This is a genomic window from Ruegeria arenilitoris (assembly GCF_013035315.1).
In the GTDB taxonomy this organism is placed as follows: Bacteria; Pseudomonadota; Alphaproteobacteria; order Rhodobacterales; family Rhodobacteraceae; genus Ruegeria; species Ruegeria arenilitoris_D.
The window spans coordinates 303,230-318,006 of the sequence record NZ_WQHP01000005.1; the positions used below are offsets into that span (position 1 = coordinate 303,230).

13 protein-coding genes are annotated in these 14,777 nt (G+C 60.3%); 4 read left to right on the forward strand and 9 right to left on the reverse strand.

What is annotated here, in order from left to right:
* Positions 1-48: 48 nt before the first annotated feature.
* From GOV53_RS13350 to GOV53_RS13365, 4 genes are read right to left on the reverse strand one after another with little or no spacing between them, the layout of a single operon-like run.
* Positions 49-2,091: a hypothetical protein gene (locus GOV53_RS13350; protein ID WP_170467375.1), complete on the reverse strand. Its 2,043-nt coding sequence runs from the start codon at positions 2,089-2,091 to the stop codon at positions 49-51.
* Positions 2,088-4,850, reverse strand: a complete 2,763-nt coding sequence (locus GOV53_RS13355) for a DUF4159 domain-containing protein (protein ID WP_170467377.1) — start codon at positions 4,848-4,850, stop codon at positions 2,088-2,090. The genes GOV53_RS13350 and GOV53_RS13355 overlap by 4 nt, the downstream gene beginning before the upstream one ends.
* Positions 4,847-5,722, reverse strand: coding sequence for a DUF58 domain-containing protein (locus GOV53_RS13360; RefSeq protein WP_170467379.1), 876 nt, complete (start codon positions 5,720-5,722; stop codon positions 4,847-4,849). The genes GOV53_RS13355 and GOV53_RS13360 overlap by 4 nt, the downstream gene beginning before the upstream one ends.
* Positions 5,719-6,726, reverse strand: coding sequence for an AAA family ATPase (locus GOV53_RS13365; protein WP_170425948.1), 1,008 nt, complete (start codon positions 6,724-6,726; stop codon positions 5,719-5,721). Before GOV53_RS13365 ends, GOV53_RS13360 begins: the two co-directional genes overlap by 4 nt.
* A gap of 64 nt (positions 6,727-6,790) precedes the next feature.
* On the opposite strand from GOV53_RS13365, the gene GOV53_RS13370 reads away from it, so the two are divergent.
* Positions 6,791-7,369, forward strand: a complete 579-nt coding sequence (locus GOV53_RS13370) for a DUF1285 domain-containing protein (RefSeq protein ID WP_170467382.1) — start codon at positions 6,791-6,793, stop codon at positions 7,367-7,369.
* Here GOV53_RS13370 and GOV53_RS13375 read toward each other — a convergent pair.
* Complete coding sequence (locus GOV53_RS13375; RefSeq protein WP_254439282.1) at positions 7,366-8,307, reverse strand: DMT family transporter; 942 nt, start codon at positions 8,305-8,307, stop codon at positions 7,366-7,368. The genes GOV53_RS13370 and GOV53_RS13375 overlap by 4 nt on opposite strands.
* A gap of 176 nt (positions 8,308-8,483) precedes the next feature.
* Here GOV53_RS13375 and GOV53_RS13380 point away from each other — a divergent pair, with 176 nt between their 5' ends.
* Both GOV53_RS13380 and GOV53_RS13385 read left to right on the forward strand, forming a co-directional pair.
* Positions 8,484-9,233 carry a hydroxypyruvate isomerase family protein gene (locus GOV53_RS13380; protein WP_170467384.1) on the forward strand — a complete coding sequence of 250 codons (750 nt, stop codon included), beginning with the start codon at positions 8,484-8,486 and terminating at the stop codon, positions 9,231-9,233.
* 79 nt (positions 9,234-9,312) lie between these two features.
* A complete protein-coding gene (locus GOV53_RS13385; protein ID WP_170467386.1) occupies positions 9,313-9,543 on the forward strand; it encodes a DUF2798 domain-containing protein in 231 nt (76 codons plus the stop codon).
* Between the two features lie 42 nt (positions 9,544-9,585).
* Here GOV53_RS13385 and polA read toward each other — a convergent pair whose 3' ends face one another.
* From polA to GOV53_RS13400, 3 genes are all read right to left on the reverse strand, one after another.
* The gene (polA, locus tag GOV53_RS13390; protein ID WP_170467388.1) at positions 9,586-12,384 is read right to left on the reverse strand and encodes a DNA polymerase I; all 2,799 of its coding nucleotides are present in this window, start codon (positions 12,382-12,384) and stop codon (positions 9,586-9,588) included.
* 70 nt (positions 12,385-12,454) lie between these two features.
* The gene (locus GOV53_RS13395; protein WP_170467390.1) at positions 12,455-12,925 is read right to left on the reverse strand and encodes a hypothetical protein; all 471 of its coding nucleotides are present in this window, start codon (positions 12,923-12,925) and stop codon (positions 12,455-12,457) included.
* Between the two features lie 83 nt (positions 12,926-13,008).
* Positions 13,009-13,185, reverse strand: a complete 177-nt coding sequence (locus GOV53_RS13400) for a zinc-finger domain-containing protein (protein ID WP_170467393.1) — start codon at positions 13,183-13,185, stop codon at positions 13,009-13,011.
* 87 nt (positions 13,186-13,272) lie between these two features.
* Here GOV53_RS13400 and GOV53_RS13405 point away from each other — a divergent pair, with 87 nt between their 5' ends.
* The gene (locus GOV53_RS13405) at positions 13,273-14,262 is read left to right on the forward strand and encodes an ABC transporter ATP-binding protein (protein WP_170467551.1); all 990 of its coding nucleotides are present in this window, start codon (positions 13,273-13,275) and stop codon (positions 14,260-14,262) included.
* Here the strand turns inward: GOV53_RS13405 and GOV53_RS13410 are convergent.
* Entirely contained in the window at positions 14,259-14,723 is a 465-nt protein-coding gene (locus GOV53_RS13410; RefSeq protein ID WP_170467395.1) for a DUF1203 domain-containing protein, read from the reverse strand. The genes GOV53_RS13405 and GOV53_RS13410 overlap by 4 nt on opposite strands.
* Between the last annotated feature and the right edge of the window lie 54 nt (positions 14,724-14,777).

Consider the following 14,777-nt stretch of genomic DNA (forward strand, 5'->3'; position numbering starts at 1 on the left):
AACTGTTTAAGCCATTGACCAGAGACAAAGGCAATCGAATGGACCGCGCTAGCGCCGCCCTTCGCGCAACCATCCTGCCAGAAGGAAGCCACCCGCCAGCAGCAAGACAAGCCAAGGCGGCAACAAGCCAGCCTGCGTAACATCGCGCGTTTCATACGCGTCGCGCGGGGTCAGGCCGATCCAGCCGCGACCTGAGGCCGGGCGCCCGGGGCGCACGTTCCGGATCGAGGGCAGCCCCTCCTCCAGACGCGCAGCGCCGCCGCGCAGTTCTGCCATGACAGGGTCCAGGATGTCAGAAGTCGCGATCGTGCGCTCAAACTCTTTGGGCGCGGCGGGGCCTAACCCAATAACCGTAGACTGATCCCCTTCTTCAAGGCGATACAGACCGATTTCAGGCCCGAAATACATTGCCTCGAACCGACCCGGCGAGACCTCTTCCAGGGTAACGTCGACCGTTTCGCCATTCGGACGGGTCACGGTTACGGGTCCAACCTCATCACCAAGCGTCTGGCGAATGATGCGCATCAACTGACCATTGGCTTCGGCCCACAGGGCCTCTTCCTCAAGCTCAGGCTCTTTCATCATCCAGTGCGCCAGCCTGCGCAGCAGCTCCAATTGTGGGCCACCGCCTTCAAAGCCGCGGCTCCAGAGCCAGGCATGATCCGAGGCCAGCAGAGCGACGCGGCCTTCGCCCACGCGGTTCAGCACCAGAAGCGGCCGGTCATCAACGCCGGTCATCAACACCTCACCCGTGCGATGGTTGACGTCGATCTGGCGCAGCCATGCGCCCCAATCCTCAGAGTCGCCCAGATCCGTCGTGACCGGATGGCGATGCCCAAGATCGGTAACCATTGGCACAAAGCGCTCTTCAATCACGCGGGCGGTAGGTTGGGCAGGCAGAATGGGCGCAAGTGGCGAGCGGAAGATGCTGTCAGCACTGGCAAAGTCAGGTCCGGCAGCGACCAAAACAGCACCACCGTCGTTGATATAGTTGGTGACGTTGTCCAGATAGATCGCAGGAAGAATGCCGCGACGCTTGTAGCGATCAAAAATGATCAGATCAAAGTCGTTGATCTTTTCCAGAAACAACTCGCGCGTTGGAAAGGCAATCAGGGATAGCTCGTCCACCGGTACACCATCCTGCTTTTCCGGCGGTCGCAGAATGGTAAAATGCACCAGATCAACCGAGCTGTCAGATTTCAGTAGGTTCCGCCATGTCCGACCGCCGGGATGCGGCTCGCCCGAGACCAGCAGTACCCGCAGCCGGTCGCGCACGCCGTTCATCTGGATCAAAGCGGTGTTGTTGCGGTCGGTCAGCTCGCCCTCGGCTTGCGGAACCGTGAACTGCAGCACGTTGCGCCCGCCGTGGGGCAGCGTGACGGGCAACTCGACGTCCACACCGATGGGAATCGTGAATTCCTGAGCTTCTCCCCCATCGACCGAAATTTCCAGTGGCGCGGACGTGGCACCGGCAGGGGCGGCACCGCTGTCTTCTACCCGCAGCGTCAGTGTGACGGGCTCTCCGATAATCGCGAAAGCGGGCGCATTTCGGACGATCAGGCGACGATCCCAATCAGCTTCGCGCCCGGTTTGCAGCAGATGCATCGGCGCTGGCAGGTCCGGTGCCTGATCAACGTCGTGCACAATGCCATCCGAGACAACCAGAATGCCCGCGATCCGGGCGCGCGGCTCTTCGGCCAGTGCCTCGTTCAGCGCTGCCATGACCTGCGTGCCTTCATCACCGTCGCCATCGCCGACGCGGATGCGGCGCAATTCCGTATTATCGCGGGACTCTATTTCAACGGCCAGTTCCTCTGCCGCTTGCGCCGTTTGCTCTGCCCTGTCCGACAGGGTTTGGCTGGCGCTTTCATCCTCGATCATCAGGACGATATCGGTCAGCGGGGCGCGATCCTCAATCTGATAGACAGGACCAGCCAACGCCGCGATCACAACCAAGGCCGCCAATCCACGCAATGCCCAGCCGGACAGCCCGCGCCAGAGCGCCAGAATAACACCGGCCACCGCAATCGCAGCAACCACGGCCAGAACGGGCCAGGGGATCAGCGGATCAAATATGACGGTTCCAGTCATTGCCCCAACCTGTCCAGAAGCGCAGGCACGTGCACCTGATCGGATTTGTAATTCCCGGTCAGCACATGCATCACCAGATTCACACCAAAACGATTGGCCAGCTCGCGCTGCCGCTCACCCGCATAGCCGCGACCCACAGGCAGCAGCGCCTGACCGTTCCGATCAACGGCCCAGGCCGCGCCCCAGTCATTTCCGCCGATCACTACTGGCGTCACGTTGTCATTGAGGTTGCGGAAGGGCATGCCTTCGATCTGTTCTGCATCCATTGGCGCGGCCTCAACCCAGACCTCGGTGCCCGCGTATCGGCCCGGGAAATCCTGCAGCAGATAGAAGGCGCGGGTCAGAACATGGTCACCGGGAATAGGCTCTAACGCCGGGATATTCAGCGGTGCCGCGATCTGTTGCAGCTTGCGCCCATTCGGACTGGCCGCCCCGAACCGAGCGACATCCGAATCACGGGTGTCGAACAGGATCATGCCGCCCGAGCGCAGATAGGCGTTGAGCTTAGCATACGCCTCGTCGGAGGGTTGCGGCTGGTTGGGTGAGATCGGCCAATAGAGCAGAGGAAAGAACGCAAGCTCATCCCGCTCCAAATCAACGCCGATAGGTTCTGCCGGTTCAACCGAGGTTCGATAGAATAGTGTCTGCGCCAACCCGCGCATGCCAGCGGCGGCTATGTCGTCAACTTGCGCGTCACCTGTCAGAACATGGGCCAGCACCAATTCCTTGGTCGCGTTCAGCGCAAAATCCGTTTCCTCAGGCGTCTGCGCCTGCGCCTCAGGGACCAACAACACCGTGCCCAAGGCTACCGCAGCGGCCTTGGCCAACCCAAGCCGCCCGGACAACGCCAGCGAGGCAATCACGTCCACGGTCAACAACAACAACGCAAGGCTCAGCAGAATTCCCCCGATTGGCGTTTCAGTGCTGACCTCTTGCCCCTTGATCGGCACGTCCGAGGGCCAGACTGCAGGGGTCAGCACGGCCTCATCGCTCAGGACGTTGCGGGCCAGTTTCTGTTTGCCGCTTTCGTACAATCCCGGTCGCAATTCGGGGCCAATGTCACCCGATACCAGCTCGACCCCGTCGACACCCGCCAAGGTGCCCGCGTCGGACAAGGTGCCGAACCCATCCATGACCTGAATGGGCTCCCAAGTGGTGCCCTGCAACTGCGATTCCTGCCGGGATTTTGCCGCCGAAGCCACCGCGAGCCGGTCCAGCATTTCGACAAACAGACCTGACAGCGGCAAAGTAGACCACTCGGCGTCCGCCGTTACATGGAACAGCACCACCTGTCCCAAACCCAACGCCTTGCGGGTCACCAAAGGCGTACCGTCCGACAGTGAAGCAATCACCCGATCCGCCAGATTAGGGTCTGGTTGCGCCATGACTTGAGTTGCGACCGTCACGTCGTCAGGAACCTGCAAACCATAGAACGGCGAGTTCTCGGGGAATGGTGCAAGACCCTTGGCCTCACCCCAGCTCATCGCGCCACCGACCGAACGTCCGCCGCTGCGCAGGCGTACCGGCAGCAGCGCGTCCTCGGCATCACGACCCAGATCGCTGGCGGCCATGCGCGGCCCGGCAAAGCGCAGCAGCAGGCCACCCTGTTCGACCCATTCGACCACCGCCGCCTGTTCTGTCCCGGACAGCTTTGCCACATCGGCCAGCACAATCACATCGGGGTTGGCCGGGAGAACCTCTAACAAGCCGCCTTCAACAAAATCTGCCGTGGGGATCAAAACCTGCGTCAGGTAGTGCAGCGGTGACAGCAGTTCGAGGCCCTCGCGATTCAGCGTTCCAGCAATCAGGGCAACCTCGCGCCGACGCAGGCTGTCATCGGTCAGCGTCACTGCCCCGGCCGAGCGCTGGCCCTGAATTTCGAACCGCGTGATGCGCGCCCTCAGCTCTGACGGCAGGGCCAGTTCCACCTGGGCTTGGGTCTCACCACCGGTGAATTCCATATCGATCGATTGCAGAATGCGCATCGCTCCGGCCGGGTCGCGGCCCTGAGCCAGAATTGTGATGCGTTCCGCAGGGCCGGGCTCTGCCCGCAGTGCGGCCAATTGAATGACCCCGTCCTGGTATGTGGCGGGCAGGATCGCCACGGCGGGCGCCGGGGCTTGATACACCGTCACCTCACCGCGCCCACGCAAGGCAGACAGGACGGCCTCATGCCCGTCATAGCTGAGGCGGTCGCCGAACCAATGGGTGTCAAAACCGCCCTCGACCTGATTCAGGGCTGCAATCGTTTGGTCGATCTGCGCACCGGTGGGCTGCCACGGCATCGGAGCCAGTCCGGGCAGGCGACCGCGCCATGCCTCAGCCGCTTGGAACACTGGCGGTTCGGGCTCGGTCAGACTGAGAATGGCGACCGTGCGCCCGGCACGTCCGGCCTCGGTCAGTTGTGCGTCGATCTGATCGAGCGTGGCGGACCAGCGCGTCGCCCCAGCCCAGCTGGCATCCAAAACCAGCAACAAGGGTCCCGATCCGGCTTGATCCCGTGAAGGATTCAAAACGGGGCCAGCCAGCCCGATTATGATAGCGGCGGCAGCCAGCATCCGTAGCAGCAGCAGCCACCATGGTGTGCGGTCGGAAACGCTTTCGTCGTCTTTCAGACCCAACAACAGCGTCACTGCAGGGAACAACCGGCGGATTGGCGCAGGTGGCACGGCGCGCAGGATCAACCACAGGATCGGCAGGGTCAGAAGACCCAGCAACACCCATGGTGCGGTAAAGCCGATGCCCGCAAGAACCGTCATCCCGTTCCCCCATCAAGCGCACGATAGAGCCACAACAGAGCCGCTTGCGCGCTTTCACCCGTGTGATGAAGCCCCAGTTGCCACCCCGTTGCACGACACAATTGCGTCATAGCATCCTTGCGTTCGGCAAGCCGCTCCAGATAGCGGTCCCGCAGGTCCCCGGCCTTGAGGGTTTCGTGACGGACGGACCCGCCGACGCTTTCAAAGATCGTGCGTCCGCGATAGGGAAATGTTTCTTCGCCGGGGTCCAGAACCTGCAACACCAGCCCGCGCACGCCCCGGTCAGCGGCTTTGGTCAGGGCCAGCCGCACCTCTTCCATCGGCCCCAGAAAATCAGAGATGAACACCGCCCGCGCATGTGGGATCATGGCTCGGTGCTCGGGTGGCGCGTAGTCAGTCTCGGCATCCTCGGACCAGGCCTGCGCAAGGCGAATGATCTGTGCGTTTCCTCGTCGCGGCGGCAGCGTTGTGCCTGTCAGACCCACACGCTCTCCTCCGCGCACCAGAAGGATCGCGGTCGCCAAGCCAAGCAGACGGGCGCGATCGGCCTTGGTGGGCAGGTTCTTATTGGACGCAAAGCGCATTGAGGCACCCTGATCCACCCACAGCATCACCGATTGCGCGATCTGCCACTCGCGTTCGCGGACAAACTGCTGATCGCCCCGCGCCGAGCGGCGGTGATCGATCATCCTGCGGCTGTCTCCGATCTGTGCAGGGCGGTATTGCCAGAAATCATCGCCCAACCCTGCGCGACGGCGACCGTGGTCGCCCAGCAGAACCGTTCCTGCCAGATGTTCGGCCCGCGCCAAGAGTGGCGGCAGCCGAGACGCCTCGGCTTCGGATCTTTCGCGAAGGGTCAGCGCGGCATTCACGCCGCAGCCTCGGTGCGGACAAGACCGGCGGCTGTGGATTCGATCAGATCAGACAAGCTGTCACCCCGCGCGCGCGCTGCGAAGTTCAGCGCCATCCGGTGGCTCAGGACAGGGCGCGCCATGTCCAGAACATCCTCGGCATTCGGGGCCAGCCGCCCTTGCAGCATCGCCCGCGCGCGCACCGTCATCATCAACGCCTGCGCCGCACGAGGGCCGGGGCCCCAGGCCACCGTTTCTGCGACGCGTTCAGATACGCCCGCCTCTTCGGGGCGGAAGGCACGCACCAGATCGAGGATCAGCTCAACAACCGAGTCGCCAACCGGCATCCGGCGCAGCAGCACTTGCGCTGCCAAAAGCTCTTCTTTCGTGAAAATCCCGTGCGCTTCTTCTTCTTCGACACCGGTTGTCGCCAGCAGAATATCACGCTCGGTCTGGCGATCCGGGTACTCTACGTCGATCTGTACAAGGAATCGGTCCAGCTGCGCTTCGGGCAACGGATAGGTGCCTTCCTGTTCAATCGGGTTCTGCGTCGCGAGCACGTGGAATGGCTCTCCCAGCGACCGGTCTTCACCAGCAACTGTCACGGTGCGTTCCTGCATCGCCTGCAGCAAAGCCGATTGAGTACGCGGGCTGGCGCGGTTGATCTCGTCCGCCATCAGCAACTGGCAGAAGATCGGGCCGGAAATAAAGCGGAAATGGCGGCTGCCATCCTCGGCGGTGTCCAGAACCTCGGACCCAAGAATGTCGGCGGGCATCAGGTCTGGCGTGAACTGGATGCGATTGCCATGAAGGCCCATCACGGTCGACAGCGTCTCGACCAATCGGGTCTTTCCCAGACCGGGCAAACCGATCAGCAGGGCGTGCCCACCACACAGCAGCGCGGTCAGTGTCAGGTCCACAACCCTTTCCTGTCCGATAAAGCGACGGGTGATCGAGGCCTTGGCCTCTTGCAGTTTGGCTTCCAGCGCTTCGATCTCGGACACGAGGTCGGCAGGTTCGGTCATGACTTTCCCTTCCGTGGACTAATATGATTGAAGTGTATCGCGCGAAAAGGAAATGGCAAAAGTAATGAGCGGACAAAAACCTGTTACACTTTCCCCTGATGGCATTGCAGCATCAGTCAAAGCAGCCAAAACAAAGGGTTTGCCGCCCGTTCACCTGTGGAATCCTCCGTTTTGCGGCGATCTTGACATTCGAATAGCAAAAAATGGGTCTTGGTCTTATTTAGGCTCACCCATCAACCGGTTCGAGCTTGTGAAGCTTTTTTCCTCAATTCTTAAGAAAGAAGGCGAGAAATATTACCTCGTGACCCCGGTCGAAAAGGTGGGAATCACCGTCGAGGATGCGCCATTTGTCGCCGTGGATTTTGATGCCGTGGGCGAAGATGAGGCGCAAAGCCTGACCTTCACGACCCATGTCGGCGACACCGCAACCGCCGGGCCGGACCATCCGATCCGTATTGTCATTGATTCAACGACAGAAGAGCCGTCACCCTACGTATTGGTTCGCGCAAACCTTGAGGCCCGCATCGACCGCAAGAGCTTTTATCGGCTTGTGGACATCGCGACCCACAAAGATAGATGGTTCGGGGTCTGGTCTGACGGACAGTTTTTTCCTCTGATCCGGTCCGAGGATTTAACGGACTAGGCGGCTTTTGGGGACCTGCGGTCCTGTGCCAGTACAACTGCCACCGCTACGATTGCGGCCCCCAGTGCACGGGTCCAGTTCCATTCGTCCCCCAGCACCAGCATGATCAGCATCACATAGAAGGGTGCGATGTTGATATGGAAGGACGCCAGCGCGACGCCCAGCTTTCCGACAGAGGCGATGAAGAACACCTGGCTCAACCCCATCGCGATCAGAGCATAGATCACCAACATTCCTGCCTGTTGCGCATCAAACGTAGCGGTCGGCATCACGTCCATCCCCATCTGCGCCGCAACGCCGAACAAAACAAGCGCCATCACAAGACCGCCCGCAAAGGTGATAGTGCTGCGCCCGGTCTGGCTGAGCTCGGGAAAGTCCCGCGCTGTCGCCATGCTAGCCCAGCAGAACAGGCCGGTCGATACAATGGCGCAGACCGCACCCAGCCCCAGCTGGGCCGGAGCCACAGCGCTGGTGGCGATCAAGCCGCCAATGATCGACACAAGAACGCCGACGGCAAAGTTCCACCGCAGCCGGCGCGTCCCGGTGGCCAGTTCAATAAGAGTGGCAAAAAGTGGCGCGCAGGATGCGATGATGGCCACGGTCACAGGATCGGTCAGCTTTTGCGCCAGAATAATCAGGAACATCCCCGCCCCGAGAATCCCACCTACCAACAGGGCGTGCCTCCATCGCGCCCGCAAAACTCTTTGCGGCCCGTCGATCAGAAACCAGATCGGCACCATCACCGCCACCGCCAGCGCCAGCCGTGTCACGAACAACGCGACCGGAGGCCATGTCTGCAACAGAACCTCGGCCGCCGGAAAACCAGCCGCCCAAGTCAACATGGAGGCTACGGCCAAACCATTGCCTGGCAAAGCAGAACTCTGCCCTGCGGGCACAGAGATGGTGTTCCCGCGCACGGGGTCCGGGCTCATCGCCATCGTGTTCAAACCTTCTGTTGGCACGGCGCCTAAGAAATGATTCGCCGCGATACCGGCAACGTCTCTGATTCAACTGATGCGATCTGGTCGAATTTCGACAAACTGTCGTTTTCAGTCACTTTCCCTGAAATCATCTCGCAGATAAGGTCCATCCATCAGCTAACCAAAGGCCGCATATGCCAAAATTCGCAGCGAATATTTCCCTGCTTTTCTCAGAGCTTCCGTATCTGGAGCGGTTTCAGGCTGCGGCAGAAGCCGGGTTTCAGGCCGTCGAAATTCTGTTCCCTTACGATGTTGCAACCAAGGAAACCCGCCGCGCCCTGCTGGCCAATGGGCTCGAGCTGGTTCTGATCAACGCTCCGCCACCCAATTACACCGGCGGTGCGCCCGGTTACGCCGCCATTCCCGGTGGTGAGGCCCGGTTTCAGTCCGATATTCGCCGCGTGCTGCGCTATGCCGAGGTGTTGCGCCCGGGACTGATCCATATCATGTCCGGCTATGCCTCGGGCCCGGATGCGTTTGACAGCATGGTGCGAAACCTTCAATGGGCTGCCGATGTCGCGCCGGGGCAGCATTTCACGATCGAGCCGCTGAACCCCGTTTCGCAACCCGACTACTTCCTGAACGATTACGATCTGGCCGTTCAGGTACTGTATCGCGTGAATCGCCCGAATGTCGGCCTGCAATTCGACAGCTTCCACGCCCACATGATCCATGGCGACGCATTAGCGGTCTGGGAAGAGTATCATCCAAAAGTGGTGCACGCCCAGATCGGTGCCGCCCCCGACCGATCCGAACCCGGCAGAGGACCAACGGACTTCAAGCAGCTTTTCGCAGCATTTGACGCCTCGGGCTATTCCGGTTGGGTCAGCGCCGAATACACGCCATCCACGCGCAGAACGGAACATTCCCTCGGCTGGATGTAGCGCCCACGCGCCTATTCGATCTGGCAATCGAGGCGAAAATCCCTAAAACCGGGTCATCGCGACCCGAAGGATGCCCGATATGATCCCTGCCCGTTTTGCCCATGCCGTGTTTGGCCTGATCATGTCTGGTCTGATGTCCTGTATCGTCACCGGCATCGCCACGGTCAAAGCGGTGGGCTTTGGCCCTGGCACACTTAGTGACTGGATGGCGTCCTGGGCGTTTTGCTGGCCCATCGCTTTCGCAGTGATCCTGACCCTTGGGCCAACAGTAAAACGTATGGTCGATGGCTGGGTCAGACCGCAGGACTGACCCGCTGCGAAGAGGGCCCGCCGGGCCTGATGAGCAGCGCCGCTAGTGCGCCTCGGCCCAATTGGCCCCTTGCCCGGCATCGACGCTCAGCTTCACATCCAGCTTCACCGCCGGATCGGATGCCCCTTCCATGACATCGCGCGCGACGTCGATCACCTGATCCACTGCGTCCTCGGCCACTTCGAACAGCAATTCGTCATGCACCTGCAACAGCATCTTGGCAGGCAACCCGTTGATCGCATCTGGCATTCGCACCATCGCGCGGCGGATCACATCCGCAGCTGTCCCTTGAATCGGCGCGTTGATCGCCGCTCGGCGCGAGAATCCTGCGTGCGGCCCCTTGGCATTGATCTCGGGCGTATGGATTTTTCGCCCGAATAGGGTCTGTACATAGCCATGTTCTTTGGCAAAGGCGACGGTGTCATCCATATAGCGGCGAATACCCGGAAAGCGTTCGAAGTACCGATCAATGAACCCCTGCGCCTCGGCCCGCGGAATGCGCAGGTTGCGCGCGAGGCCAAAGCCCGAGATGCCGTAGATCACACCAAAGTTGATCGCCTTGGCCTGACGGCGAATATCCGGCGTCATCTCGTCCAGCGGCACATCAAACATTTCGGACGCGGTCATAGCGTGGATATCCAACCCATCGGCAAAGGCCTGTTTCAGGGCGGGGATATCGGCAATATGCGCAAGAATGCGCAGCTCGATCTGGCTGTAGTCGAGGCTGACCATGACGTTCCCCGGCTCGGCGATGAACGCCTCACGAATACGCCGCCCTTCCTCAGTCCGCACCGGGATGTTCTGCAGGTTCGGGTCGGTCGAGGCCAGACGTCCAGTGTTCGCCCCTGTGATCGAATAAGACGTATGCACTCGGCCTGTATCTGGGTTGATATGGGTCTGTAGCGCATCCGTGTAGGTCGATTTCAGCTTGGACAGCTGCCGCCAGTCCAGTACCCGGCGCGGCAGCTCATGCTCGGTCGCCAGATCCTCGAGGATATCAGCCCCGGTCGAGTACTTCCCGGTCTTGCCCTTCTTGCCGCCTTCCAACCCCATCTTGTCGAACAGGATCTCACCCAACTGTGCGGGCGAGCCGACATTGAAGTTCTCACCCGCCAATTCATGGATTTCAGCCTCTAATCCGGCCATTTTCTGGGCAAAAGCATTGGACATACGGCTCAGCACATCGCGGTCGACCTTGATGCCGTGCATCTCCATTTCTTTGAGAACCGGCACCAGCGGACGTTCCAGCGTTTCGTAGACCGTCGTCACCTGCACCTGATGAAGTTGCGGCTTGAACAGCTTCCACAGGCGCAGGGTAATATCCGCATCCTCGGCAGCATAGGCTGTGGCCTCATCAATCGGCACCTTGTCAAAGGTGATCGCCGATTTGCCCGACCCCAGCAGCGGTTTGATCGGGATCGGCGTGTGGCTGAGATACCGTTCTGACAGCGTATCCATGCCATGCCCGTGCTCACCACCATGCATCGCGTAGGACATCAGCATCGTGTCGTCGATCGGTGCGACGTTCACGCCATAGCGCGCGAAAATCTTGGCATCGTATTTCATGTTCTGCCCGATCTTGAGGATCGATGGGTCCTCAAACATCGGTTTCAGCAGGGTCAGAGCCTCTTCCAATGGCATCTGCCCCTCGGCCAGCGCGTCCGAGCCGAACAGATCATCTGCCGCCCCATCCCTGTGGGTCAGCGGGATGTAACAGGCCTCTCCAGCCTCCACACACAGAGAAATCCCGACCAGATCGGCAATCATTTCGTTCAGACCGGTGGTCTCGGTATCGACGGCGACCCAGCCCCGCTCATAGGCCTGATCGATCCACTTTTGCAGTGCACCTGCGTCGCGCACGCATTCATATTTGGACGCATCAAAAGGAATTGCGGCGGCCTCTTCAACCTCGGCCACCGGCGCGGGCGCGTCCGGGATCACCGGAGCTTCGGCCCCCAGCTTGTCCGCGATGCGTTTGGTGAGGGTGCGGAATTCCATCTCGGCCAGGAAGCTCAGCAGGGTGTCTGGGTCGGGGTCTTTGACCTCAAGATCGTCCAGTGTGAAATCCAGTGGAGTGTTTTCGTCCAGTTGCACCAGCTTTTTCGACAGCTCGATCTGATCGCGTTTTTCGATCAAGGTCTGACGACGCTTGGGCTGCTTGATTTCTTCGGCCCGATCCAGCAGCGTTTCCAGATCGCCATATTCGTTGATCAAGAGCGCCGCCGTTTTGATCCCGATGCCCGGAGCACCCGGCACGTTATCCACGCTGTCTCCGGCCAATGCCTGCACGTCGACAACACGTTCCGGGCCAACGCCAAATTTCTCAACCACGCCATCCCGGTCGATGCGCTTGTTCTTCATCGCATCCAGCATTTCAACGCCACCGCCGACCAGCTGCATCAGGTCCTTGTCGGAACTCACGATAGTCACACGCCCACCGGCTTCGCGCGCCTGCACTGCGAGGGTCGCGATGATGTCGTCTGCCTCGTAACCCTCAAGCTCTTTGCAGGCGATGTTGAAGGCCTTCGTCGCCTCACGGGTCAGCGGCATCTGCGGGCGCAGGTCTTCGGGCATTGCCTCGCGGTTGGCCTTGTACAGGTCATACAGATCATTGCGGAACGTGTGCGAGCCTTTGTCAAATATCACCGCCACATGGGTCGGCGCATCCGGACCGGCATTCCCCTCGACATACTTCTGCAGCATGTTGCAGAAGCCTGACACAGCCCCAATCGGTAAACCATCCGACTTGCGCGTCAGCGGAGGCAGCGCGTGATAGGCCCGAAAAATAAAGGCCGATCCGTCGATCAGATGCAGGTGACATCCTTTTCCGAAATTGCTCATGCGCGCGCTCCCTATCGGTCAGGGATGGTTCTGCCACAGGGCCGCGCGGGAGACCAGTCAGGAACGTGTCTTAACCCCCAAACAGACCGGCGAAGACATCCGAAAAACTGTTCAGCAAGGCCATAATGACCAGCACTCCAAGCACTGCAAAAAAAGCAAATGTGAAAAACTGGAACAAAATCGCCCCGGTTCCAATAACCACCCCAGCGATAGCAGGGCGTCGCTTCTCATGGCGCAAAATGCCGATGACCGAGACGACAATCGCCAGGCCACCCAACATGGCAACGCCGATCTGCAGAAAGTCGTCCAGATCACGGGTCGGGGCGACTGGCTTCGGTTGCTCTAGCCCGGCAGCGGCGCGAAGGGTCGATTTGCCGATTTCGGCTGCCAGTTCGCCCAGCGATACGCCCGCGGAGTGCTGAGGCGCAAACGGCCCTGCCCAGAACACGAACAACGCAGCAAACAGCGCCGACGCGGCCAAACAGAATCCGATGCACCCAAAAACCGGGTTGGCTGTATCAGTGACAGTGCTGTCCGTCATTCCATTCACCTACGATGGCTGTACCAACGCAATACTGATGAAAATCGGGGCGAGATTTTGGCAAAAACCGATCGGGCAAGCAATCAGCCCTGCTCTGTACCCTTCAGGACATACTTACAGTCGCAGTATGGGCATTCGACCCAACCGATATCTTCGGGGATCTGTAACCAGACGCGCGGATGGCCCAATGCACCTTCGCCGCCGTCACAGGCGACGCGGGTGGTCTCGACGATCTTGGTTTCCGGCGCTTCGATTGTCACGGCTGGCGATCCTTCACTGGTTGTCGGCCTCGCGGGCATGCATTAGGTGCGTTTATGAGCGATGAGCAAACCGGGGGCAAGGGTCTCATGACCGATGCGGCAATCAGGATCAGTGGACTGCGCAAAACCTATCGGGGCGGCAAAGGCCAACCCGAGAAACAGGCGCTGAAGGGCATCGACCTGACCATTCCACGCGGGTCGGTGTTTGGCCTGCTGGGGCCGAACGGTGCTGGAAAATCGACACTGATCAACATCCTTGCCGGCCTGGTTGTGAAATCGGCGGGGTCCGTCTCGATCTGGGGCTTCGATCAGGATCGCAACCCGCGCCAATCCCGATCCGCAATTGGCGTGATGCCGCAAGAGCTGAATCTGGACCCTTTCTTCACCCCACGAGGTGCCTTGGAGGTTCAGGCCGGGCTGTACGGTGTCCCCAAGGCTCAGCGGCGCAGCGATGAGATACTGGAACTGGTCGGCCTCAGCGACAAGGCCGAGGCCTATGCCCGCACATTGTCAGGCGGAATGCGCCGGCGCTTGTTGCTGGCCAAAGCGCTGGTGCACCATCCCAAGATTCTGGTGTTGGACGAACCCACTGCTGGCGTGGATATCGAGTTGCGCCAAATGCTTTGGGCCAATGTTCGCAAGCTGAACGAACAGGGCATGACCATTATCCTGACCACCCATTACCTGGAAGAAGCGCAGGAAATGTGTGACGAGATCGCCATCATCAACCACGGTGAGAAGATCGCGCAGGACAGCACGGCAAACCTGCTGGGCCGCATGGACAGCCGTACGATGGTCATCGTACCGGACAGCCCGGTCACCGATCTGCCCGCAACAGACGGTGTCGAGGCTGCCTTGCGCGACGATGGCAGTCTGGTGCTGCAATACCGCAGCGCCCAGACCAGTGCTGAACAAGTGCTGGAATCCGTTCGCGCCGCCAATATCCGCATCCGCGACGTGCGCACCGAAGAGGCTGACCTAGAGGATGTGTTCCTCGCCCTGACATCCTCGCGCAACGAAGAACCGGCCGAGGATCTGGACCAGCCGCGCAGAGGCATGCACCGGATCAAACTTTAGACCCGGTCGATCCGCGCCTGATAGCAATTGTTCCGTGCGGACCGGACGTGGATGTAGGTCACATCTGGGCGGGCAAAGATGTCCTTAACCTTCGCACTGATCTGATCTGTGGGAGTGATGGCCCCGGTTCCGTAGACGATCCGATCATCCTCGCCATACCCCTTAATGAGGTAGTCTGGTGATGAGGTCAAAATCTCGGGCATCGTGTCCCCGCTATACCGTTTGCACGGGACCGCACACAGAAAGATCGGGCCGGTTTCAGCGTAAGGATGTGGCTCTAAGAAAGGCCTATGGGCCAAAATCAACATCTCTTCGCCTTCGGGGATGTTTTGCAGACAATGGCGGCAAGGATTGCCTGCGCCGGTCGAAACAGCCCGTTCTGGCACGGTGCCATAGGCATCCGGCCCGCCTGCCTGCAGGGCGCGAACCTCGTCAGTTGGTAATGCAGTGATCTTGAACATCTCGGGTCTCCTTTTTCCCGACCATGCCCAGCGCTCCAAACTCAATCGACCCGT

What these genes read in the sequence shown, in the direction of transcription:
- GOV53_RS13350 (WP_170467375.1), bottom strand. Translation starts at nt 2,091, where the DNA reads ATGACTGGAACCGTCATATTTGATCCGCTGATCCCCTGGCCCGTTCTG.
- GOV53_RS13355 (WP_170467377.1), bottom strand. Translation starts at nt 4,850, where the DNA reads ATGACGGTTCTTGCGGGCATCGGCTTTACCGCACCATGGGTGTTGCTG.
- GOV53_RS13365 (WP_170425948.1), bottom strand. Translation starts at nt 6,726, where the DNA reads ATGACCGAACCTGCCGACCTCGTGTCCGAGATCGAAGCGCTGGAAGCC.
- GOV53_RS13370 (WP_170467382.1), top strand. Translation starts at nt 6,791, where the DNA reads ATGAGCGGACAAAAACCTGTTACACTTTCCCCTGATGGCATTGCAGCA.
- GOV53_RS13375 (WP_254439282.1), bottom strand. Translation starts at nt 8,307, where the DNA reads ATGGCGATGAGCCCGGACCCCGTGCGCGGGAACACCATCTCTGTGCCC.
- GOV53_RS13380 (WP_170467384.1), top strand. Translation starts at nt 8,484, where the DNA reads ATGCCAAAATTCGCAGCGAATATTTCCCTGCTTTTCTCAGAGCTTCCG.
- GOV53_RS13385 (WP_170467386.1), top strand. Translation starts at nt 9,313, where the DNA reads ATGATCCCTGCCCGTTTTGCCCATGCCGTGTTTGGCCTGATCATGTCT.
- polA (WP_170467388.1), bottom strand. Translation starts at nt 12,384, where the DNA reads ATGAGCAATTTCGGAAAAGGATGTCACCTGCATCTGATCGACGGATCG.
- GOV53_RS13395 (WP_170467390.1), bottom strand. Translation starts at nt 12,925, where the DNA reads ATGACGGACAGCACTGTCACTGATACAGCCAACCCGGTTTTTGGGTGC.
- GOV53_RS13405 (WP_170467551.1), top strand. Translation starts at nt 13,273, where the DNA reads ATGACCGATGCGGCAATCAGGATCAGTGGACTGCGCAAAACCTATCGG.
- GOV53_RS13410 (WP_170467395.1), bottom strand. Translation starts at nt 14,723, where the DNA reads ATGTTCAAGATCACTGCATTACCAACTGACGAGGTTCGCGCCCTGCAG.